The sequence below is a fragment of the Synechococcus sp. CS-1328 genome (assembly GCF_025128095.1).
Taxonomy (GTDB): Bacteria; Cyanobacteriota; Cyanobacteriia; order PCC-6307; family Cyanobiaceae; genus CBW1002.
The window spans coordinates 382371-403338 of record NZ_JAHLYT010000071.1 but is presented as its reverse complement, the minus strand read 5'-3'; the positions used below and the strand labels follow the sequence as shown (position 1 = coordinate 403338).

21 protein-coding genes are annotated in these 20968 nt (G+C 66.3%); 14 read left to right on the top strand and 7 right to left on the bottom strand.

The window, feature by feature from the left end:
* Positions 1 to 5: 5 nt before the first annotated feature.
* Positions 6 to 761, bottom strand: a complete 756-nt coding sequence (locus KQ310_RS15230; protein ID WP_259722545.1) for an HAD-IA family hydrolase — start codon at positions 759 to 761, stop codon at positions 6 to 8.
* Positions 762 to 816: 55 nt separating this feature from the next.
* On the opposite strand from KQ310_RS15230, the gene recJ reads away from it, so the two are divergent.
* From recJ to KQ310_RS15215, 3 genes are all read left to right on the top strand, one after another.
* Positions 817 to 2751, top strand: coding sequence for a single-stranded-DNA-specific exonuclease RecJ (gene recJ / locus KQ310_RS15225; RefSeq protein ID WP_399238598.1), 1935 nt, complete (start codon positions 817 to 819; stop codon positions 2749 to 2751).
* Positions 2751 to 4076 (top strand): chloride channel protein, encoded by a 1326-nt coding sequence (locus KQ310_RS15220; protein WP_259722543.1) that lies wholly within the window; start codon positions 2751 to 2753, stop codon positions 4074 to 4076. Before recJ ends, KQ310_RS15220 begins: the two co-directional genes overlap by 1 nt.
* 117 nt (positions 4077 to 4193) lie before the next feature.
* A complete protein-coding gene (locus KQ310_RS15215) occupies positions 4194 to 4604 on the top strand; it encodes an EAL domain-containing protein (protein WP_259722542.1) in 411 nt (136 codons plus the stop codon).
* A gap of 382 nt (positions 4605 to 4986) precedes the next feature.
* Here KQ310_RS15215 and psb30 read toward each other — a convergent pair whose 3' ends face one another.
* Both psb30 and KQ310_RS15205 read right to left on the bottom strand, forming a co-directional pair.
* On the bottom strand, positions 4987 to 5094 hold the full coding sequence (gene psb30 / locus KQ310_RS15210) for a photosystem II reaction center protein Ycf12/Psb30 (RefSeq protein ID WP_197156052.1): 108 nt from the start codon (positions 5092 to 5094) through the stop codon (positions 4987 to 4989).
* An 88-nt stretch (positions 5095 to 5182) separates the two neighbouring features.
* Complete coding sequence (locus tag KQ310_RS15205; RefSeq protein WP_259722541.1) at positions 5183 to 5344, bottom strand: hypothetical protein; 162 nt, start codon at positions 5342 to 5344, stop codon at positions 5183 to 5185.
* Here KQ310_RS15205 and KQ310_RS15200 point away from each other — a divergent pair.
* The 11 genes from KQ310_RS15200 to fmt all read left to right on the top strand — a co-directional run bounded on the left by KQ310_RS15200 (position 5337) and on the right by fmt (position 16255).
* Entirely contained in the window at positions 5337 to 5696 is a 360-nt protein-coding gene (locus KQ310_RS15200; protein ID WP_259722540.1) for a YkgJ family cysteine cluster protein, read from the top strand. The genes KQ310_RS15205 and KQ310_RS15200 overlap by 8 nt on opposite strands.
* Positions 5693 to 6058, top strand: a complete 366-nt coding sequence (locus KQ310_RS15195) for a TMEM165/GDT1 family protein (RefSeq protein ID WP_259722539.1) — start codon at positions 5693 to 5695, stop codon at positions 6056 to 6058. Before KQ310_RS15200 ends, KQ310_RS15195 begins: the two co-directional genes overlap by 4 nt.
* A 27-nt stretch (positions 6059 to 6085) precedes the next feature.
* Positions 6086 to 6457, top strand: coding sequence for a TMEM165/GDT1 family protein (locus tag KQ310_RS15190; protein ID WP_259722538.1), 372 nt, complete (start codon positions 6086 to 6088; stop codon positions 6455 to 6457).
* A gap of 234 nt (positions 6458 to 6691) precedes the next feature.
* Positions 6692 to 9085: an RNB domain-containing ribonuclease gene (locus tag KQ310_RS15185; RefSeq protein ID WP_259722537.1), complete on the top strand. Its 2394-nt coding sequence runs from the start codon at positions 6692 to 6694 to the stop codon at positions 9083 to 9085.
* A 28-nt stretch (positions 9086 to 9113) separates the two neighbouring features.
* Positions 9114 to 9707 (top strand): flavin prenyltransferase UbiX, encoded by a 594-nt coding sequence (locus KQ310_RS15180; protein WP_259722536.1) that lies wholly within the window; start codon positions 9114 to 9116, stop codon positions 9705 to 9707.
* Positions 9708 to 9764: 57 nt separating this feature from the next.
* The gene (locus tag KQ310_RS15175; protein ID WP_259722535.1) at positions 9765 to 10325 is read left to right on the top strand and encodes a hypothetical protein; all 561 of its coding nucleotides are present in this window, start codon (positions 9765 to 9767) and stop codon (positions 10323 to 10325) included.
* A gap of 46 nt (positions 10326 to 10371) precedes the next feature.
* Positions 10372 to 10857 carry a DUF2996 domain-containing protein gene (locus tag KQ310_RS15170; protein ID WP_259722534.1) on the top strand — a complete coding sequence of 162 codons (486 nt, stop codon included), beginning with the start codon at positions 10372 to 10374 and terminating at the stop codon, positions 10855 to 10857.
* A gap of 147 nt (positions 10858 to 11004) precedes the next feature.
* Complete coding sequence (acsF, locus tag KQ310_RS15165) at positions 11005 to 12114, top strand: magnesium-protoporphyrin IX monomethyl ester (oxidative) cyclase (protein ID WP_259722533.1); 1110 nt, start codon at positions 11005 to 11007, stop codon at positions 12112 to 12114.
* A gap of 253 nt (positions 12115 to 12367) precedes the next feature.
* Positions 12368 to 13738: a TldD/PmbA family protein gene (locus KQ310_RS15160; protein WP_259722609.1), complete on the top strand. Its 1371-nt coding sequence runs from the start codon at positions 12368 to 12370 to the stop codon at positions 13736 to 13738.
* A gap of 3 nt (positions 13739 to 13741) precedes the next feature.
* Positions 13742 to 15115 carry a TldD/PmbA family protein gene (locus KQ310_RS15155; RefSeq protein WP_259722532.1) on the top strand — a complete coding sequence of 458 codons (1374 nt, stop codon included), beginning with the start codon at positions 13742 to 13744 and terminating at the stop codon, positions 15113 to 15115.
* Positions 15116 to 15136: 21 nt separating this feature from the next.
* Complete coding sequence (gene fmt / locus KQ310_RS15150) at positions 15137 to 16255, top strand: methionyl-tRNA formyltransferase (RefSeq protein WP_259722531.1); 1119 nt, start codon at positions 15137 to 15139, stop codon at positions 16253 to 16255.
* A 43-nt stretch (positions 16256 to 16298) separates the two neighbouring features.
* On the opposite strand, the gene KQ310_RS15145 is transcribed toward fmt, so the two are convergent.
* The 4 genes from KQ310_RS15145 to KQ310_RS15130 form a co-directional block, all read right to left on the bottom strand.
* A complete protein-coding gene (locus KQ310_RS15145; protein ID WP_399238585.1) occupies positions 16299 to 17777 on the bottom strand; it encodes an NAD(P)/FAD-dependent oxidoreductase in 1479 nt (492 codons plus the stop codon).
* Positions 17743 to 18675: a polyphosphate kinase 2 gene (gene ppk2 / locus KQ310_RS15140; RefSeq protein ID WP_399238640.1), complete on the bottom strand. Its 933-nt coding sequence runs from the start codon at positions 18673 to 18675 to the stop codon at positions 17743 to 17745. Before ppk2 ends, KQ310_RS15145 begins: the two co-directional genes overlap by 35 nt.
* A 489-nt stretch (positions 18676 to 19164) precedes the next feature.
* Positions 19165 to 19347, bottom strand: coding sequence for a hypothetical protein (locus KQ310_RS15135; RefSeq protein WP_259722530.1), 183 nt, complete (start codon positions 19345 to 19347; stop codon positions 19165 to 19167).
* Between the two features lie 89 nt (positions 19348 to 19436).
* A complete protein-coding gene (locus KQ310_RS15130) occupies positions 19437 to 20804 on the bottom strand; it encodes a DEAD/DEAH box helicase (protein WP_259722529.1) in 1368 nt (455 codons plus the stop codon).
* Between the last annotated feature and the right edge of the window lie 164 nt (positions 20805 to 20968).

The following is a 20968-nucleotide window of genomic DNA, read 5'->3' as shown; positions in this document are numbered from 1 at the left end:
CGGATTCAGGCCGGGTCCAGCAACGATTGCAGATAGGAGAGCGTGATCTGCCCCTGCGCGCAAGCCGGCCCCCGCTCGATCCGGTTGGGATGCCCCGCCTCACCGAGGTGATCCACCACAGCGGCGGCCTCGGCGAAGGACTGGGCTGGCTCGGCCGCGCTGAAGGCGCTGCGGCTGATCAGGCAGGTGAGCCCCGCTCCGCAGGCGGCCCGCAGGCCGTTGGCGGAATCCTCGAGGGCGAGGCTGCGGCCGGGCGCCACCCCCAGCCGCTCGCAGCCGAGCCGGTAGGCCTCGGGGTCGGGTTTCTTGCGGGTCACGTCGCCTCCGCAGATCCACACCGGAAGCAGACTCACCGCCTCAGGCAGCTGCGCCGCCATCAGAGCTACCACCGCCTCCCGCCCGCTGGTGGTTACGATCGCCTGGGCCAGCCCCGCAGCCGCCGCCTGCCGCAACAACCGCACCACCCCGGGTCGCAGCTCCACCCGCCCCTCGCCCAGCAGGCGGCTGTAGTGCTGCTGCTTGCGGCGTTGCAGCGCCTGCACCCGCTCCGGGTCCGGCGCGACGCCCTCCACCTCGGTGAGGAACGCGCCGATCCGCTCGTGGCCACCGCTGATCGCCAACAGGTGACCGTAGGTGTCCACATCCCAGCGCCAGGGCAGGCCCGCCTCCGCAAAAGCCGCGTTGAAGGCCGGCCGGTGTCCATCCCGCTCGGTTTCAGCGATGGTGCCGTCCACATCCCAGAGCAAGGCCTCCAGTGGCATCGACAGGCTGGCAACGTCTTCCCTCAGGCTGCCAGGCCTGCGGCAACGCCGCAGAATGGGGAGCCTTCGCCCCGCACCGTTGCTCCCTGAGCGTCCCGAGCAACGCTGGCAGCTACCGCCGCCCTTGCCGGCAGGCGATCTTTCGCCCTCGCTGGATGGCCAGGCGTTGCCAGCCGAGCTGCTGGCGGTGTTGCGTCGCCGCGGCCTCGAGAGTGCCGCCGCGATCGAGGCCCTGCTCGATCCGCCGGCAGCGCCCGATCCCCACGCCCATTTCGCCGATCTGGCCGTGGCGGTGCAGCGGCTGGAGCGTGCCTGCCGCGAGGGTGAACGGTTGGCGATCTGCGGCGATTACGACGCCGATGGCATGACCAGCACGGCCCTGCTGGTGGGGGTGCTGCAGCGCCTCGGTGCCCGGCCGGTGGCCGCGATTCCGAGCCGCCAGGACGATGGCTACGGCCTCAACGCCGCCATGGTGGAACGGCTGGCCGGCGAGGGCATCGCCCTGCTGGTGACGGTGGACAACGGCATCGCCGCCGCGGAGGCCCTCGATCGCGCCCGCGAGCTGGCCGTGGAGGTGATCCTCACCGACCACCACACGATTCCTGAGCAGCGGCCGCCGTACCTGGCCCTGCTCCATCCGGCCTGCACGCCGCCCGAGTCCCCCTTCCGTGGCCTGGCCGGGGTTGGACTGGCCTACGTGCTGGCCATGGCCCTCAGCCAGCAGCTGGGCAGCCGCCAGGGCCTGGACGCCGCCCGCGATCTGTTCTGCATCGGCACCATTGCCGACATGGCCCCCCTGCTGGGGGTGAACCGCCGCTGGTTGCTGGACGGTCTGCCGCAGCTGCGCCGCAGCCGGCTGGCGGGGCTGCAGGCCCTGCAGCGGGTGGCCGGCCTGGAGGACGATGCTGTGGACGCCCAGGTAGTCGGCTTCCAGCTGGCTCCGCGGATCAATGCGGTGGGGCGCCTCGGCGATCCCGAGCTGGTGGTGGAGCTGCTCACCACCGACGACCCCGAGCGAGCCCTGGAGCTGGCGCGCGACTGCGAAGCCCTCAACCGCCAGCGGCGCGAACTCTGCGGCGCGATCGAGGCCGAGGCCATTGCCCTGGTCGACGCCGATGGACCCCATGGCAGCCGCTTCCTGCTGCTGGCCCAGAGCCATTGGCACCACGGGGTGATCGGCATCGTCGCCTCGCGCCTGGTGGAGCGCTATGGACGCCCGGTGGCCCTGCTGGCCGGCGAGGGGAATGGCCGGTTGAGGGCCTCGGTGCGGGCCCCGCGTGGTTTCGCCGTGGACAGGGCCCTGCAGGAGTGCACCGATCTGCTGGAGCGCCATGGCGGCCATCCCGCCGCCGGTGGCTTCACGGTGCTGGCTGAACGGGTGGCAGCCCTGCACGAACGGCTCGATGGCCTCGCCGCCGCCTGGCTGGGGGGACAGTCCGGAGGTCCGCTGGTGGAGCCGGATGCGCTGCTGCGCCTGGAGCGGATCGACCGGCCGTTCTGGCGCCAACTGCAGCGGCTCGAGCCCTTCGGGATCGGACATGCCGCTCCGGTGTTCTGGGCCGCGGACTGCCAGGTGAGCAGCCAGAAGTTGCTGCGCGGTGGCCATCTCGAACTGGAGCTGCGCCAGGGGGAGGCGGCCCTGCGGGCGATCGCCTGGCGCTGGCAGGGCGAGGCTGTGGTGCCGCCGCGGTTGGATGTGGCCTTCCAGCTTCGTAACAACCGTTGGCAGGGCAGCGAACGGTTGCAGCTGGAGTTGGTGGCGCTGCGACCCAGCGGTGCCGAGGAGGTGCTGCTGCAACGAGCGCACCGCACCTACCGGTGTCGCCGCCAGGGGGAGGCGGTGTTGATCTGCAATGCCGCCGGGGAGAAGCTGCTGTCACTTCCCGATGGTCGCCTCACCGACGGCGACAGCGGCTGCAGCCGGCCCGAGCATCCGTACCTGCGCACCCTGGTCCAGGAGGCGGCGATGGCCCTGGGACTGGTGGCCTGATGGTGCGCCCGACCCCCCGTGCCCAGATCCAGCATCTTGGCCGCCACCTGCTCGACCTGGGCTTTCTCGGCCTGATGGTGGGGGCCGCCTGCTGGCCCCTGAACCTGGTGGACCGCTGGCAGGATCGCCTGCTGGAGAGGCTGCCCGGTTTCGGCGGAGGTGCCTGGTCGGCCCCCAGTCTTGCGTTGGCGCTGGCGCCCCTGGTGGTGATGCCCCTGCTGCTGGTGCTGCAGGCGGGCCCCTGGAAGGACGGCCGCGGATCGGGCATCCCACAGACGATGGAAAGCCTGCATGACCCTGAGCGGCGGGAGGTGCTGCTGGCGGCCACGCCCACCTGGCGGCGCTCCCTGCTCTGGACGATCGCCAGCCTCGCCCTGTTCTCGCTGGGACGGGAAGGTCCGGTGGTGCAGGTGGGTGCCAGCGTGGCCCATGCTCTGCGGCGGCGCTTTCCCTCTCTGCTGCGGGGCCTGGTGCCCGGTGGCGTGCTGGCGATCGCGGCCGGAGCCGGCCTGGCGGGTGGCTTCAACAGCCCTCTGATGGGGGTGGTGTTCATGGCCGAGGAGCTCACCGGCCGCTTCCAGGCGGCCCTGATCTGGCCGGGATTGATGGTGTGTGCTGCCGCCGCCCTTGTGAGCCACTGGGGCGGCGAACCCATCTACGGACTCGGCGTGGTGGCCAATGCCACCCCCGAGACCGAACTTCTGCTCTGGGCGGTGCCGATCGGCCTGTCAGCCGGCCTGCTGGGGGGGCTGTTCGCCTGGTTGCTGCTGGCGACAGCGCGGCAGCTGCGCGTTCGGGTGCTCCACCACCCCTGGCTCTGGGGGCTGGGGCTGGGGCTGCTGATCAGCCTGATGCTGCTGGTCAGCGGCGGCCTCAGCGGTGGTGATGGCGAGCGCCTGATGACACGGATGATCGATGATCAACAGCCCGTGACCACCGGCTGGCAGTGGCTGGGGCTGTTGGTGCTGAGGATTCTGGCCCCGATCATCCCGCTGGCGGCGGGTGTGCCAGGCGGGCTGATTGATCCGGCCTTCACCCTGGGGGCCGTCTACGGCTCCGGGGTGATCGAGTGGTTCGGTGGCGATCCCCACGTGGGCCTGGCCCTCGGCATGGTGGCGGCCCTGGCCGGCGCCACCCAGTTGCCCGTGATGAGCATGCTCTTCGCCCTGCACATGGCGGGGGATCAGCAGCTCCTGGCCGGCCTGCTGCTGGCAGGGGCCTTGGGGGCTTATGCAGGGCGGATCCTTTTGAAATTGCCGGTGTATCACGCGCTGGCGGCCCTGGATCAGCACGATCCGAACCCACCCGCCGAAGGTTCGACGTGATGCTTCGCCGAGAATCAATGTTGCGTCAGCTGAGGTGCAGATCGTTGAACTGTGCATCCCTGTTTGGGCTGAGCCTGCCGGAGCTGTTGGAGAGCCTGCCCGAACAGCTCTTCACTGGTGAGGCGGCCGTCTTGCTGGCGAGCTGGTGTAGCGGGGTCGAGGTCTTCAGAACGTCACGCTGGAGACCAGCAACGGTCTCTCCCTACAGGTGAGTTCTTTCCCCACGAGCTGGACGTCTTCGGCACAGGACGCACCTTCGTGATCAGTCTGATGTCCGTCAAACCCACGGGCATCAAGCAGGATCGTGGTCTGGTGATTCCAAGCCTGGACTATGAGGACGCACGCTGTCTGATGAAATTGGTGGTGGACATGGGCCACTCGCTGCGCATCTCGGTGACGGCGGAGGGAGTGGAAAACATGGAAACCGCCCAACTGGTGGTCGACTATGGATGCGACATGCTGCAGGGATATGGACTTGTCAGGCCAATGCCCACGGATCAATTCCTGGGGTTTGCGCTCAACAATTAGGCAGAAATCAAGGGTTGGATCGGAGAGCGGAAGCCACGCCAACCATCACGACAAAATTGTAATTACGCGACGACTTCAATCGCGCAGTAACTCAAATCTTGCTACAACCTAAATCAAGCTGGAATCAAGCTCATGCTAAAAGTGTGAGATGACTCGAATAGCTTGTTAGTGATAGAGATGTGGCGTTTCGCTAAGAAGTTCAATCTGCCGGCAGTTGATGGATTGCCATGTTGGCAGGCAAATGTGTTGACTCGAATGATTTTGAAACCAGCGCATTGCTGATACTATTTTATAATCAATTCATATTCTAGGCGATCGAGACATTCTTGGCTCGGGGGAATGTCTCTGATCAATGGATCTGATCCGTTGTGCGCACTTTTTTTCAGAGTGCGCCGCGACGATAAAAGAGGATAAAGATCACCGCCGGTCCGGCAATGGTGATCAGAGCCAGGGCGGCGAAGTTCGCAATCAGGTGGAAATCAATGCCCATGACTGGTCAAGCCGGTTGAGGATTTGCTCGGCACTCTACGGAGCGCCTGGGACAAGTCCTGACCCTGAGCCTCGATTGTGAAGCGATGTCACTGCCGCCGACGCGTGGGCTGTTCGCCCACCGTCTGGCGGGGTCGCTGCTGGTCGTGCTGCGACTTGCAGTGCTGCGGCTTGAGGTGCCGCGACTTGCCGTGCTCCGCCATGCTGAGTTGTGGCACCACACCCTCACCACCCCACGTCTCGATGAGCAAGCCGGAACACTGGCAGTGCATCGCCTCCTGCGGCGCCTGCTGCCGGCTCGATCCCAGCCTGCGAGAGGACGCAATCGCGGCGCTCAGCGACGAGCAGCGCAGCACCTACTTGGCCATGGTGGGGGAAGACGGCTGGTGCATCCACTACGACACCGGTGGCCGTCGCTGCAGCATCTACCAGGACCGGCCTGATTTCTGCAGGGTCGAGAACCTCATGGGCCTGTTCGGTGCCGTGGCCGACGAGGCTGATGCGCTGGCCATCGCCTGTTGCAAGCAGCAGATCCGCAGTGAATACGGCGGCCGTGGCAGGGTGATGAAGCGATTCCGGCGCGCCATTCGCCAACGGCCATGAGCAGCACCTCCGGCAGCGACACCAGCCACGCCGGCAGCTGGGGAGCTGCCTTCCTCACCACTGCCACCACCGTCTTTCTGGCGGAGCTGGGGGACAAGACCCAGCTGGCCGCCCTTCTGTTGTCGGCCCAGTCCGGTCAGCCGGTGGTGGTGTTCATCGGGGCCTCCCTGGCACTGATCAGCTCCAGCCTGGTGGGGGTGGTGCTGGGCCGCTGGCTGGCCAGTGTGATGCCGGCCCATCAGCTGGAGCGGCTGGCCGGGCTGGTGATGGTGGGTCTGGGCCTATGGCTCGGACGCCAGTCCGTGCTTCACCTCTCGTCTCTGCACCCCGACCTGCTGCATCTCCCCCAGATCCAGCCCTGAAGGCCCCGTCGTCACCCCACACCTGCCATGCAGCTCGCCCTCCTGGCCTCAACCTTCGCCACGGTGTTTCTGGCGGAACTGGGGGACAAGACCCAGCTGGCGATCGTCACGATCAGCGGCACTTCCAGTCGTCCCACGGCGGTGTTCGCCGGCAGTTCCGTGGCCCTGGTGCTGGCCAGCCTGCTGGGGGCGGCTGCCGGTGGCTCCCTGTCCAGCGTGGTACCCACCGATCTGCTGCAACTGGTGGCCTCCCTTGGTTTTCTGGTGATCGGCCTGCGCCTGATTCAGCGCTCCAAAGTCAGCGAGGACGAACAGACCGCTGGCGAAGCTCTGGCCACTGAAGGTCTGGGGAGTGTCGATGATGGGGTGGCTTCCAGCAGTCAGGAGCCCCCGGGCTGACGGATCCGATCCCCGGTCTCAGCGCGATCCGGCGCTGTGATGGTTGCCCCTGGCTGGTCGACTTGGCTGGTCGCTTGGGGTGTCCCCTGGCCATGGTTCGGCCTTGTCTGGGAGGGAGGGTCGGCAGCTGCCTAAAGTCTTGTGGAGAAAAGCATCGCTGCCGCGCCCACGCTCCAAGGCCGGTCAGCTCCGGTGCCTTTTGCCGTCACGGATCCACCAGCGCACCCTCGCCGCATGAAGTTCACGGTCGCCGACCTGTTCGACCAGCTCACCCCCGACACCACCGTGCCCATGGCACAACTGGAGAAGGCCCTCGGTCTCTCCGGAGAGCCTGAGCAGCAGCACCTGCGCATCGGCCTCGATGGTCTGGTGCGCCTGGGACTGCTGGAGGAGAGCGAGGCCGGTCTGCTGCGGCGCCAGGACGACACCCTGATCGAGGCGCGGCTGCGCTGCTCGAGCAAGGGCTTCTGCTTCGCCCTGCGGGATGACGGCGGCGAAGACATCTACATCCGTGACCACCAGCTCAACCACGCCTGGAACGGCGATCGGGTGCTGGTGCGCGTCACCCGCGAGGGTGGCCGGCGCCGCTCGCCCGAAGGGGGCGTGCAATGCATCCTGGAGCGGGCCACCAGCAGCCTCCTGGCCCAGGTGGAGGAGCAGAACGATCGGCTGCTGGCCGTGCCGCTCGACGATCGGCTGCTCACCAGCCTGGAGCTGCCCAGTGCTGATGCCGTTCACCTCGACCCCAGCCAGTCTTCGGTGGTTGAGGTCATGGTGGACCGCTACCCGGTGGGCCAGTTCGCTCCCCAGGGCCACGTGGAGCGCCAGCTGCCCATCCACGGCGGCGTGGAGGCCGACCTCGACCTGCTGCTCACCAAGCATGGCCTGCGAGAGCGACCCGTCGCACCACGCGCCACCCTCAAGACCCCGGCACCCAAGGATCGGCTCGACCTCACCGCCCAGACCACCCTGCTGCTGGAAGCCTGGAGCAGCGAGGCCCCGGGGCTGCCGGCGGTGGCTCTGGAGCCCCGCGACGACGGCGCCGGCTGGCGGCTGTGGGTCCATGCCCCCTGTGTGGCGGAACGCCTCGCCCCGGGTTCCTCGCTGGATCTGTGGCTGCGGGAACAGGCCGAGGCCTTCTGCGTCGGTCCCTCCTGGCTGCCCCTGCTCACCCCTGCGCTGGCCAAGGCGAGTGGCTTCCAGCCCGGCCGCAGCGAGTCGGCCCTCTCGGTCGCTCTTGAGCTCTCCGCCGAAGGCGAGCTGGAGCATTACCGCTTCTGTCGCAGCACGATTCGCCCCACGGCCCGGGTCGACCTGGCTGCCTTCACCGCCCTGGCGGAGCGCAAACCCAAGGCCCGCACGGTGCCGGCTGGTCTGAAGGCACTCAAAGATCACCTCCCGCTGATCGAACAGTTGATCGATGTGGCCGAGTTGCTGCGCAAGAGGCGCCTGGCGGGTGGATCGATTGATCTGGCCCTGCCGATGCCCGCGATCCCCGGCCTTGGCGATCTGCTCACCCCTGCCCCCGATGGCGCCAGCCAGGGCTGGATGGTGGATCTCCCGCTGCAGCATCCCGTGGCCCTGCTGCGTGAAGCGGTGTTGCTGGCCCATCGGGCCCTGGGGGGCCACCTGGTCGCCCTGAACCTGCCTGCCCTATATGCCATCAATCCAGCCGCCGAAGCGAGCGAACTGAACGAGGTGGCCAAGGCGGCCCTGGCCCTTGAGATCCCTCTGGAACTCTCAGCTGAAGGCAATGCCAGCGCCGCCGAGCTGGCCGCTGCCTTCGCCGCCACCGACCGAAGCCGGGTGTTGCAGCAGCAGTTACGCGACACGCTCGAGTCTGTTCAGATCAGCGAGGTGCCGGGTCCCAATGCGATGGCCGGCGAGGAGGTTGCGGTGGCTCCCTGGTGCTGCCCCGGTCTCCACTACGCCGACCTCTGGAACCAGCAGCTGCTCACCAGCCTGCTGGTCGACGGCAAGGATCGCCCCACGGTGCGCCACAAGGTGACCGTCGATCTGGCCAGTGATGCCTGCCGCTCCGCCACGATCGACTGGTCGTTGCTCACGCCCAGCCAGCTGACTCCCTACCAGGAGGCCATCGCCCATGGCCTGGCCCAGAGGCTTCAGGGCCGGGCTCGCTTTCTGCAGGAGGTGCAGAGCGATGCTCTCGCCATGGCCCAGGCGCGGCAGGCCGAGCCGCTGGTGGGTCAGGTGATGCCGGGGGTGATCAGTGGCGTGCAGAGCTACGGCTTCTTCGTGGAGGTGCCGCCCTCCCAGGTGGAGGGTCTCGTGCACGTCAGCTCCCTCAAGGACGACTGGTACGAGTACCGGGCCCGCCAGAACCGATTGGTGGGGCGCAAGAACCGCCGCACCTACATGCTGGGTGACGCGGTGGAGGTGGAGATCCAGAAGGTGGATGCCCTGCGCCATCAGATCGATCTGGTGGTGTTGCTGCCCGACGGCGATGCCCTGACAGACAGTGGCGAGATGACCAACAGCTCCGGGCCTGATGCTCTGGGTGCCACCTCCTTCGACAGCCCGGGCTTCGCCGCCTCTGCTGACGAGAGTTCCCAGTTCGGTGCTGACGGGGACGAATCCTCCAGCGACGACGACCTCAGCCAGGACTGAGCGCGTGACACTGCCGGTGGTTCTAGCCGTGTCCGGGGCCTCCGCTCAGCCCCTGGCAGAGCGGGCCCTGCAGCTGCTGTTGCAGGCCGGAGAAACCGTGGAGATGGTCACCAGCCGCGGCGCCATCGGGGTCTGGCAGGCAGAGCTGGGCCTGCGGGTTCCATCTGAGCCTGACCTTCAGGAGCGGTTCTGGCGCGAGCGCACCGGTTGCAGTGGCGGCCAGCTCCGCTGCCACCGCTGGAACGACCAGGGTGCGGCGATTGCCAGTGGCAGCTATCGCACCCGCGGCATGGTGATCCTGCCAGCGAGCATGGGCACGGTGGGGCGGATTGCCTCGGGTGTGGCCCTCGATCTGGTGGAGCGTGCCGCCGATGTCCATCTCAAGGAGGGCAGGCCGCTGGTGATTGCACCGCGGGAAACCCCGTGGAGCCTGGTGCATCTGCGCAATCTCACGGCCCTGGCCGAGGCCGGTGCCCGAATCGCGCCCCCCGTTCCTGCCTGGTATCAGCAGCCCCGCAGCCTCGACGACATGGTGGATTTCCTGGTGATTCGCATCTTCGACGTGCTCGGTTACGACCTGGGCCCGCTCAACCGCTGGCAGGGCCGGTCGGCGCTGCATTGACCCTGCGTTGCGTTGACCCTGTGCTGTGTTGAGCCCCTGCCGAGCTGATCTCCTGCCGTGACTCCGCTGCTGCGACGCCTGCTGCTGTTGCCCCTGCTGGCACCCCTTCTGGCGGTGCTCGTGGTGGCGGCCCTCAATCCGCGTCCGCCCTTGCGGCTGCGGCTGCTGCTCTGGGTCAGTCCGCCGCTGGCGAGTGGGCTGTGGCTGGCCTCCGCCGGCCTTGCCGGAGCGGCGCTCAGCGCCACCGCCACGGCCCTGGCCCTTAGGGAGGGATCAGCCGGCCCCGCTGCGCCGGAATCGGCGCCCTTTGCCGCCAGGCGTCGCCCCCGCACAGGTGCCGAGACCGGTTCGGAGTCCTGGTCGGATGGGGCTGAACGCCAGGAACCCTGGGACGCCCCCCTCCCCACCGCTGCCGGGCCGGGGCGCCCCCCCGGCGAGCCGCCGCCGACGGTGAGCATTCCTTATCGGGTGGTGCGGAAGGGAACGGGATCTGTCCGCTCTCAGGATCGCCAGCAGACGCCAGTGGCCACCGCTCCTGGGCCTGCTGCTCCAAGCCCTGCGGGTTGGTCCAGCACAGACCTTGGCGACTGGGGAACGACCCCCAGTGAAGACTGGTGAGCAGGTGCTCCGTCAGGACTGCTTAGAGTCGAACCAGCACCCCGCCATGAGGCCAGCTCCGGTGAGCGATTCCGCCAATCCCGCCCCCCAGCCCACCGCCAGCCCGGCTCCTGCCACCCCAGCCGCCAGCGCTGCCCCTGCCGCTGCGGCCAAACCCAAGGCCAAGCCACCTGCCCCGGAAGACCAGCCCTTCGCCAGCTTCGTGCCGGACCTGCTGCTGCCGGCCCTGGCCAAGGAGATTGAAGCCTATGGCGGCCCAACTCCGGAACTTCGCTTCTGCGAAGGCCCGATGCCGGTGGTGGATAGCCCCTGTTGGATGGTGCAAGGCAGCCTGCCGGGGGATCGTCGCTTCTGGCTCTGCTTCACCGAGCCGGACATCTCCAGCGCCAAGACCGTGGCAGTGGCCGAGTCCGGCAGTGAGCCCAGCCTGCTGGAGTCGTTTCTGATCGACGAGCGCAAGATCACCCTGGCCCTGCTGCTCTCTCGCCTCGTGCAGCGGCTGAATGGCCAGAAATGGCTGGGTCCGAACTGATCAGGCCACTGCAGTGGTCCATGCCACCGAGCTGAGCAATTCCACATCGCTGAGCGGTGCTACGCAGATTGAGACGCACCGTCACATCCAGCCAGCAGCGGAGTTGCCCCCACTACGATGGGCACACGCTCGATGCCGACCTGCGCGATGGTGCCACCCGCTGCCACGACCGCCCCAGCCGCAGCCGCGATCCCGGATGCCGCCATCGGCACCGCGGATGCGCCGGCGTTCAAGGATCCGGTGAAGGACACGATCCTGACGCCGCGCTTCTACACCACGGATTTCGACGCCATGGCGGCGATGGATCTGCGGCCCAACGAGGTGGAGCTGGAGGCGATCTGCGAGGAGTTCCGCAAGGACTACAACCGTCACCACTTCGTGCGGAACGAGGAGTTTGAGGGCGCGGCCGACAAGCTTGATCCTGAAACCCGCAAGGTGTTCGTCGAGTTCCTTGAGCAGAGCTGCACCTCCGAGTTCTCCGGCTTCCTGCTCTACAAGGAACTCAGCCGCCGGATCAAGGAGAAGAATCCTCTTCTGGCTGAGTGTTTTGCCCACATGGCTCGCGATGAAGCCCGCCATGCCGGCTTCCTCAATAAGTCGATGAGCGATTTCGGGCTGCAGCTGGATCTTGGCTTCCTCACCGCCAACAAGGCTTACACCCACTTCAAGCCGAAGTTCATCTTTTACGCCACCTATCTCTCCGAGAAGATCGGCTACTGGCGTTACATCGCCATCTACCGGCATCTTGAGCAGCATCCCGAGAGCAAGATCTTCCCGATCTTCAACTTCTTCGAAAACTGGTGCCAGGACGAGAACCGCCACGGCGACTTCTTTGATGCCCTGATGAAGGCCCAGCCCGACACCGTGCGCGGCTTCACCGCCCGCCTCTGGTGCCGCTTCTTCCTGTTGGCCGTGTTCGCCACCATGTATGTGCGCGATGTGGCCCGCAAGGAGTTCTATGAGGCCCTGGGGCTGGATGCCCGCGATTACGACAAGTACGTGATCGCCAAAACCAACGAGACCTCAGCTCGCGTCTTCCCCGTGGTGCTGGATGTGGAGAACCCCAAGTTCTATCAGCGCCTTGAGCGCCTGGTGCAGAACAACGCGGCCCTCGCCGCTGCCGACAGCTCCGAGCTCCCCGCTCCGATCAGGGCCCTGCGCAAGCTGCCCTTCTGGGCGGCCAATGGCCTGGAGATGGCGAAGCTGTTCCTGATGGCGCCGATCCGCAGCGAGCGTTTCCAACCGGCGGTGCGCTGAGGCTGCCTGAATGGAAGCTCGCCTGGATCGAGCCCTGACTGCATAGACCTTGGCCTGCATGCAACCCGGCCTGCTGGCTAGCCTCACCGCCATCACCACTGGTCTGCAGCCCGCTGCGACTGGCCGGTGATGGCTTTTTTGATTTCTGCAAGACACCTCCTTGGTCGCGTCCCTCCCCAGCAACGCCCCACCGGCCGATGCGCCGCACGCGAGTGCCGGCCCTTCCGGTTTTGATGCCAGCTGGAGCGGCCGCCTGGAGCCGCTGCTCAGTGTCGGCCGCGGGGCCGGTGCCGATCTGGTGGAGGTGTTCCTCGAGCGCACCGACCACCTCGGCGTGCTCGCCGAACAGGACACGATCACCAACGTCAGCCCGGCCTTCGGCATGGGCGCCGGGATCCGCGTCTTCCTCGGGGAACGAGATGGCTTTGTTTCCACGAATGATCTCAGTGCGGCGGGTCTGATGGCCGCCCTCGATCAGGCACTGGGCATGCTGGCTCTGGTGCGCAGCGCCCCGGATCGATCCCCCTTCGAGGGCCTTCCCGGTCTGCATGACTTTGCTGCCGCCAAGCTCGACTGGCTGGCCCGTTGCCCCGACCTGCGCGAAGCCACCCATCGTCTGCTGGAAGGCACCGATCGGCTGCAACGGCACGGCAACCACCTCCAAGCCCGCCGCGGCAGTTACGCCCGCGATTGGCAGGAGGTGCTGGTGGCCGCCAGCGATGGCACCTTTGCCCGCGACATCCGGCTGCATCAATCCGTGGGGCTGAATGTGCTGGCCGCCGATGGCGATCACCGCGCCGGGGTGGGACGCCGCTACGGCACCTCCGGCCGACCGGACGACCTGCGCCAGTGGAATGCCGAGACCTCAGCCCAGGAGGTTTGTGACAGTGCCAGCACGATGCTCTACGCCGACTACGTCGAGGCGGGGCAGTGCCCGGTGGTGCTGGCCAACCGTTTCGGTGGCGTGATCTTCCACGAGGCCTGCGGCCATCTGCTGGAAACCACCCAGGTGGAGCGGGGCACCACTCCCTTCGCCGACCGGGTCGGCTCCGCGATTGCCCATGAGGCCGTGACCGCCATCGATGAAGGCCTCAGCGATGGTGCCTTCGGTTCCCTCTCGATGGACGACGAGGGCATGGAGCCCCAGCGCACCGTGCTGATCGAGAACGGCGTGCTGCAGCGTTTCCTCAGCGACCGCGCCGGCGAGCGGCGCACCGGCCATGCGCGCACCGGCAGCGGCCGGCGCCAGAGCCATTCGTTTGCCGCCGCCAGCCGCATGCGCAACACCTACATCGCCGCCGGACCCCACACCCCCGCTGAGCTGATCGGCTCGGTGAATCGGGGTCTCTACTGCAAGGCCATGGGTGGCGGCAGCGTTGGACCCACCGGCCAGTTCAACTTTGCCGTGGAGGAGGGCTATCTGATCGAGAACGGTGAACTCACCAAGCCGGTGAAAGGCGCCACCTTGATCGGTGAGGCCAAGGAGGTGATGCCGCGCATCTCCATGTGCGCCGATGATCTCGAATTGGCGGCGGGCTTCTGCGGCTCGGTGAGCGGCAGCATCTTCGTGACCGTGGGCCAGCCCCACATCAAGGTGGATTCGATCACCGTGGGAGGCCGCTGAATCATGACCCGCTCTCCTTCCGGTCTCGACGCCGAGACCCTCCGCTCCCGCCTCGATCAGATGGCCGCCCGTTCGGGCATCCGCCAATGGGACCTCGGTGCCGCCTGCAGCACCGACACCTCCGTGCAGGTGGACCGCGGCGAGGCCAAGCAGATGAAAGGCGCCCAGCGCAGCTCCATCACCGTGCGGGTCTGGAACGACGACGGCCTGGTTGGCATCACCAGCACCTCCGATCTGTCCGATGCCGGCCTGGAGCGGGCTCTGGCCGGTGCCAGTGAGGCCAGCGCCTTTGGCAATGCCGACGACATCCCCGCCTTCTCCCCCCTGGCCACTGCGCCGTTGCAGCCTCTGGATCAACCGATCAAGGAGCCGGTGAGCATCCTCGATCTGCTCGCCACCCTCAAGGATGCCGAGCACCAGCTGCTCGAGAGCCATCCCGCCATCGACACCGTTCCCTACAACGGCCTGGCCCAGCGCAGCAGCGACCGCATCTACCTCAACAGTGCCGGTGCCTGCCGCCAGCAGCAGCTCACCACCGCCAGCCTCTATCTCTATGCCCGGGCCGAAGAAGCCGGCCGCAAACCACGCAGTGCCGGCGCGGTGCGCCTGGCCTATGGCGCCGGCGATCTCGACATTGCCGGCTGCATCAAAGAGGCCGCCGGCCTCACCGCGTCCCACCTCGATTACGCCCCGATCGAGACCGGCCGCTACACCTGCGTGTTCAGCCCCGAGGCCTTTCTCGATCTGATCGGCGCCTTCAGCAACCTGTTCAACGCCCGTGCCGTGCTCGATGGCGTCAGCCTCAGCAACCGAGAGTCGCTGGGGAACACGATTGCCGTTCCCTTCCTTGACCTGCACGACCACGGGCGCCATCCCGGCAATATCGGCGCCTCCGCCTTCGACGGTGAAGGCACCCCCACGGCCCGCCTGGCCTTGATGGAAGGCGGCGTCTTACGCCATTTCCTTCATTCAGAGGCAACCGCCCGTGCCTTTGGTGTGGCCCCCACGGGCCATGCCGGCATGGGCGCCAAGGTGTCGGTGGGGCCCGACTGGTTCGAGATCGGTGCCACTCCCGGCAGCGGCGGCGGTCAGCAGGGTCTGGATCGCTTCACCGCAGAAGAGCCGATCGTTTGGATCGACTCGCTCTCGGCGCTCCATGCCGGTGTCAAGGCCAGCCAGGGTTCCTTCTCGTTGCCCTTCGATGGCTGGTTGCTGAAGCGCGGCGAACGCCACTCGATCGAGGCCGCCACCGTGGCCGGGGACATCCGCCAGGTGCTGAAGGCGATCGTCGGCTTTGAAGGGGAGGCGGTGATCACCCCGGATGGTCTCTGCCCGCATGTCTGGGTGGAAGGGCTCTCGATCACCGGCGACACCTGAGTCGCTGGGCCCGCGATGGCGATGAAGATCCTGTTCTGGGGCACCCCCGCCTATGCGATTCCCAGCCTTGACGCCCTGGTGGCGGCTGGCCACCACGTGGTTGGCGTGGTGACCCAGCCGGATCGGCGGCGTGGCCGTGGCAAGGCGCTCCAGCCTTCGCCGGTGAAGGTACGGGCCCTGGAGCTGGGCCTGCCGGTGTTCACACCCGAACGGATCCGCCGCGAGCCCGAGTGTCAGGCCCAGCTGGCTGCCCTCGGCGCCGATCTTGATGTGGTGGTGGCCTTCGGCCAGATTCTGCCGCCAGAAGTGCTGGCCCATCCGCCGCTGGGCTGCTGGAACGGCCATGGCTCCCTGCTGCCTCGTTGGCGCGGCGCCGGCCCGATCCAGTGGTGCCTGCTCGAGGGGGATGCCGAGACCGGCGTCGGAATCATGGCGATGGAGGAGGGGCTCGATACCGGGCCGGTGCTGTTGGAGCGCCGTCTGCCAATTGGTCTGCTCGAGAACGCCGAGCACCTCGGTCAGCGGCTCAGTCAGCTCACCGCCGAACTTCTGATCGAGAGCCTGCCCCTGATCGAGGCGGCCGGAACCGGCCCGGAGGCGCAACGATTGCAGCGGCTGGGGGTGCGGACGCAGAGCGAGGAGGGCATGACCTACGCCCGCATGCTCACCAAAGACGACCTCCAGATCGACTGGGTCAGCTCGGCGTTGACCCTGCATCGCCAGGTGATGGGCCTGTACCCCGGCGCCGTGAGCCAGTGGCGGGGGAAACGCTTGAAGCTTCTGGCCACCGAGCCCCTGGTGCAGCGCCTGCGCGACCAGCTCAGCGAACCGGGGGCAGCGTTATGCGATCGCTGGAGTCAGCCACCGACAACTGATCAACGACCTGCAGTGCTTCAGGCAGACCCGAGCCAGGCAGGACTGCCAGAGGCCCCGAAGACGCAGTCAGGAGCACCCGATCCTGCCTCGGAAATGGTTCCTGGCACGGTGCTAGCCGTGGAACAGGGGGTGGGGCTGGTGATTGCTACGGGCGGTTGTCCGGTGCTGCTGCTCGCGGCGCAACTGGAAGGCAAAGCTCCAGCGGCGGGCCAGAGCCTGCTGCAACAGCTGGGGGCACAGCCGGGGGATTGCTTCGGCGTCTGAGTCTGGCTCTGACACGCTGGCCCAACCAGCGTCTGAGCCTTGATCAGGCCGCTGTTGCCTCTTCTTGAGCCGAGGATTCAGACAGGGTCACTTTTGGCGCTATGCGCTCGGAACGTTCGGCAGGCATCAGTCCCACATCGACACCGAGGTGCTGATCCGGACGGCCGGTGATCAGCAGGGCCGTGCGTTGGCGCGTGGCGATCTGCCACATCCACTTGCTGAACAGCGCGATCCGGTTCTCCGTGTCGGGGATGAAGGCCAGATGGGCCAGGGCCCAGACGATCCAGCCGGCCAGTCCGGTGAGATGCAGGCCGCGCAGATCCGCCACGGCATACCAGGGGCCGATCACCGCCATGCTGCCCAGATCCGTCCAACGGAACGGTGCATGGGGCTGATCGTTGAGCTTGGCGAGCAGGTCGCTGGCCACCCAGCCACCCATCTGCACGGCCGGTCCGGCCATGCCAGGTACGGCCTTGTTGTCCTGGGTGTGGCTGTAGCAGCAGAGATCACCCACTACGCGGATTTCGGGATGGCCCGGCACCGAAAAATCGGGGTTGACCACCACACGACCGCCGCGATCCAGCTCACAGCCGGTGGCGTCCGCCAGGCGTTTTCCCAGCCTTGACGCCCGCACGCCGGCCGTCCAGCAGATGGTTGCCGCCTCCAGTTCGTCTCCGAGCTTGGTGGCGGTGCTGCGCAACAGAACCCGGCCAGGCTGAATACTCTCCACCATGGTGTTGAGCCGCAGATCCACCCCCTGACTGGTGAGATAGTGACCGGCATCGGCGGACAGGGCTGGCGCCATGGTCGGCAAGACCCGATCCACCGCATCAAGCAGCACCACCTGACAGTCTTCGCGTTTCAGTTGCTTGAAGTCGCAGCGGACGGAGCGGTGCATCAGCTCGATCAACGAACCGGCCAGTTCGCAACCGGCCGGACCTGCACCCACCACCACGGCGGTCTGCAGAAAGCGCCGACGCTCTGGATCACGCGTCTGTTCCGCCTCCTCGAGGGCCATCAGCAGGCGCCGGCGGATTTCATCGGCGTGCTCCAGGATCTTCATCGGTGGCGCCAGCGGCCGCCACTCCTCGCGGCCGAAGTAGGTGCTGCCCGAGCCGCTGGCCAGGATGAGGTGGTCGTAGCAGAGGCGGCGATCGTTGAGCACCACTTCGCGCTTGTCGGCATCGAGATCCACCACCTCCCCCAGCAGGATCTGCAGGTTGGGGGCCTGCCCCACCATCTGGCGCAAAGGTGAGGCCACATCAGCCTCGGAAACCAGCCCCGAAGCCACCTGGTAGAGGAGGGGCTGGAACAGGTTGAAATTGCGTTTGTCGATCAGCGTGACGCGAACATCCTTGTTCTTGAGGGTGTGGCAAACCTTCAGACCCGCAAAGCCGCCGCCGACCACCACCACATGGGGGCAGCTGCGCAGCGACTCCTGGGGGGGATCGAGTTCGAGGTAGTAGTGCTGGTTCGCCATGACCGACTCAGGGGTAGCAGTTAGGAACGAAGAACTGCTCATTCATTGGCGGCCGCTGGTAATCGCCAACGCTTTTCCGGGGCGGGAGTTCAATGGCTTCGGGCGTCATATCCTTGTAGGGCACCTTGCTCAACAGATGGCGGATGCAGTTGAGCCGGGCGCGACGCTTGTCATCGGCTTCGACGGTGAACCAGGGAGCTTCCGGGATGTTGGTATGCAGGAACATGTCGTCTTTGGCCTTGCTGAATTCCACCCAGCGATCCCTGGACTCAAGATCCATCGGGCTGAGCTTCCAGCGGCGGGCAGGATCCTGGAGCCTGGAGCGGAAACGGACTTCCTGCTCGTCATCACTGACCGAGAACCAGTACTTGATCAGGGTGATACCACTTCTAACCAGCATCCTCTCAAACTCGGGGCATGACAGCATGAATTCATCCACCTGTTCCGGCGTGCAGAATCCCATCACCCGTTCCACGCCGGCCCGGTTGTACCAGCTGCGATCAAACAGAACCAGCTCCCCGGAGGTGGGAAAGTTTTCAACGTAGCGCTGGAAATACCATTGATTCTTCTGACTGTCTGACGGGGTTCCCAGGGCCACCACATTGCAGCCGCGTGGATTGAGGGGCTCGGTGATGCGCTTGATTGTGCCGCCTTTGCCGGCAGCATCACGGCCTTCAAAGAGGATGACAATGCGATAACCAACATGTTTGATCCAATATTGCATCTTCACCAGCTCCACCTGCAGGCGTTCCAGCTCCTTCTCGTACAACTTGCGATTCAGCTTCGGCTGCTTGCCTTCGGAGTGGGCGGAGAAGTCGTCGAGAATCGGGGATGGATGGTAGCGGTCGAGAGAACCAGTCTTGTCGTGGTCGCGCTTGCTCTTGCTGCTGGCCAGATTTTTGACTTTCTTCTTTTTCTTCTTCTTATTTTCTTTCTTCATCTCTTCTTTCTTCATTTCCTCTTTCTTCAGTTTATTCTTGCTTTCATTCTTATCTTTGGCTTCTTCAGTCAGGTCCATGTCCAAGTCGTGGTCTGCCATGGGGACGAAGGTGTTCGGCGACGCCAACTCAGTTAAGACTCTAGGCCTTCAGTCTTTGGCCATCGTCGCTACAGCTGCTGCGATACCGCGATTGCTGTGGGCTTGATCACGACGCAATCAAGTTTCTTGTTCTTGCCGAGCTTGTCGGACAGGCCGCCGGCCCCCCTTGCCACGACCTGATTGAAGCGGCCCCGGCCCCTGTGCATTCAGATGATCTACGGAAGGTGCAGCCGGCTGAGGAGCTAGGGATAAGTATAACCAGCTCAGATGAATTTTTGTCGTTTGTCGTCTGTCGGGGTTGGTTGGTGGACGCCTCAGGCTGGCAAAGGCTCCCAGTTTGGCCTCAACCAAACACCAACCCCAGTGATTCAGAGGTCAGGAGTCAGGGGCTCAGACCAGAGTGGATGAGCGGTGGCTGTCGTGCAGGCCTTCAAGCTGGCTGTAGACAGACACGAGCTGATCACGGATGGGGGCCGACTCGGAGATGCGATTCAGGGACAGCAGCATCGATTCGATCTGGGCCTTGCAGTCGATCAGAACGCGGCATTCGGTACTTCCGGGTTCGTAGGGCATGGAGCTGCGAGGGCGGGAGGCGGGACAAAGTTATCTGACCGCACTCCGCCGATTCGCACTGTCAAAACGACTGCGGTTTTGCCAGATGCTCAGCCCCGTCGCTGGGGCCTCCGACCGGATTCGGGGCGGCCTGCTTCGGAGCGCCCGCCGCCGCCCACACCACGACGGCCGCTCGGTGCAGACGATGAAGGCCTGCGGCTGCCTGAGCGGGGTGGGCCGCCCCGGCCCCGGCCCCCGCTGAGGTCGAGGGGCGCCGCTGAGAGCACCTTGGGCTCAAACCCAGGAACCTCCAGGCGCGGCAGGGCGGTGCCGATCATCTTCTCGATGGCACGCAGCAGCTCATGCTCCTCCGCCGCCACCAGGGACACGGCGTGGCCGTTGTGGCCGGCCCGGCCGGTGCGGCCGATGCGGTGGACATAATCCTCCGCCTGGTTGGGCAGATCCAAATTCACCACGTGGGGCAACTGGTGGATGTCGATGCCGCGGGCGGCGAGATCGGTCGCCACCAGAACCCGCAACTCGCCGCTCTTGAAGCCCGCCAGGGCCCTGGTGCGGGCCCCCTGGCTCTTGTTGCCGTGGATCGCCGCCGCTGCCATGCCCTCCTGGGTGAGCCGTTCGGCCAGGCGATTGGCGCCGTGTTTGGTGCGGGAGAACACCAGCACCTGCCGCCAGTCATTGCTGGCGATCAGATGGCAGAGCAGATCCGGTTTCCGTCCCATGTCGCAGGGATGGAGGATGTGTTCCACCGTGGTGGCGGTTCGATTTTCGGGCGAGGCCTGAAGCTGCAGCGGGTTGTGGAGCAGCCCCGTGGCCAGCCGGCGGATCGAGGGGTTGAAGGTGGCCGAGAACAGCAGGTTCTGACGCTTGGCCGGCAGCAGGGCCAGGATCTTCTGGATGTCGCGGATGAAGCCCATGTCGAGCATCCGATCGGCTTCATCGAGCACCAGGATCTCGACCCGATCCAGGCGGAGGGCCTTCTGCTGATGGAGATCCATCAGCCGGCCGGGCGTGGCCACCAGCACGTCGGTGCCGCGCTGCAAACGGGAGATCTGGGGGTTCACCTTCACCCCACCGAAGACCACGTCGGAGCGCAGATCCAGGTAGCGGCCATAGGCAGTCACGCTTTCAGCCACCTGGGCGGCGAGCTCGCGGGTGGGCGTGAGCACCAGGGATCGCACCACGCCGGCCCTGGCATGGGGCCCATGGCGCAGACGCTCCAGCATCGGCAGGGTGAAGCCGGCGGTCTTGCCGGTGCCGGTCTGGGCGGCGGCCATCACGTCGCGGCCGCTCAGCACCGCCGGAATGCAATCCCGCTGGATCGGCGAGGGAACCCGATAGCCCTTGTCGGCCACAGCCCTGAGCAGGGGCTCGCCGAGCCCGAGCGAGTCGAAGTCGACGGCGGGGGGCTCGCCGGTGGGATCGGGAGAGCGCTGCAGGGGGAATCGTTCAGGGCCCATCACCCTAGGGGTTGGGGTCGGGAGGAGCTGGATGAACAGCTGGCCACGCCCCGAAGTTGGAAGATCAACTGGAGGCCTGATACCTGACTGAAGGCCTGCAGATTGACGGGAGGCCGCCAGACTGCATCGAGGACCTTCGGCGCCGGCCCTGGCTTCCGGGTCGG

Coding starts and splice junctions, on each gene's coding strand:
- fmt (WP_259722531.1), top strand. CDS start 15,137: ATGAAGATCCTGTTCTGGGGCACCCCCGCCTATGCGATTCCCAGCCTT.
- KQ310_RS15195 (WP_259722539.1), top strand. CDS start 5,693: ATGAGCAGCACCTCCGGCAGCGACACCAGCCACGCCGGCAGCTGGGGA.
- KQ310_RS15190 (WP_259722538.1), top strand. CDS start 6,086: ATGCAGCTCGCCCTCCTGGCCTCAACCTTCGCCACGGTGTTTCTGGCG.
- KQ310_RS15200 (WP_259722540.1), top strand. CDS start 5,337: ATGAGCAAGCCGGAACACTGGCAGTGCATCGCCTCCTGCGGCGCCTGC.
- recJ (WP_399238598.1), top strand. CDS start 817: ATGGGGAGCCTTCGCCCCGCACCGTTGCTCCCTGAGCGTCCCGAGCAA.
- KQ310_RS15135 (WP_259722530.1), bottom strand. CDS start 19,347: ATGCCCTACGAACCCGGAAGTACCGAATGCCGCGTTCTGATCGACTGC.
- KQ310_RS15220 (WP_259722543.1), top strand. CDS start 2,751: ATGGTGCGCCCGACCCCCCGTGCCCAGATCCAGCATCTTGGCCGCCAC.
- acsF (WP_259722533.1), top strand. CDS start 11,005: ATGGTGCCACCCGCTGCCACGACCGCCCCAGCCGCAGCCGCGATCCCG.
- KQ310_RS15155 (WP_259722532.1), top strand. CDS start 13,742: ATGACCCGCTCTCCTTCCGGTCTCGACGCCGAGACCCTCCGCTCCCGC.
- KQ310_RS15170 (WP_259722534.1), top strand. CDS start 10,372: ATGAGGCCAGCTCCGGTGAGCGATTCCGCCAATCCCGCCCCCCAGCCC.
- KQ310_RS15130 (WP_259722529.1), bottom strand. CDS start 20,804: ATGGGCCCTGAACGATTCCCCCTGCAGCGCTCTCCCGATCCCACCGGC.
- KQ310_RS15230 (WP_259722545.1), bottom strand. CDS start 761: ATGCCACTGGAGGCCTTGCTCTGGGATGTGGACGGCACCATCGCTGAA.
- psb30 (WP_197156052.1), bottom strand. CDS start 5,094: ATGGGCATTGATTTCCACCTGATTGCGAACTTCGCCGCCCTGGCTCTG.
- KQ310_RS15185 (WP_259722537.1), top strand. CDS start 6,692: ATGAAGTTCACGGTCGCCGACCTGTTCGACCAGCTCACCCCCGACACC.
- ppk2 (WP_399238640.1), bottom strand. CDS start 18,675: ATGAAGAAAGAAAATAAGAAGAAGAAAAAGAAGAAAGTCAAAAATCTG.
- KQ310_RS15145 (WP_399238585.1), bottom strand. CDS start 17,777: ATGAGCAGTTCTTCGTTCCTAACTGCTACCCCTGAGTCGGTCATGGCG.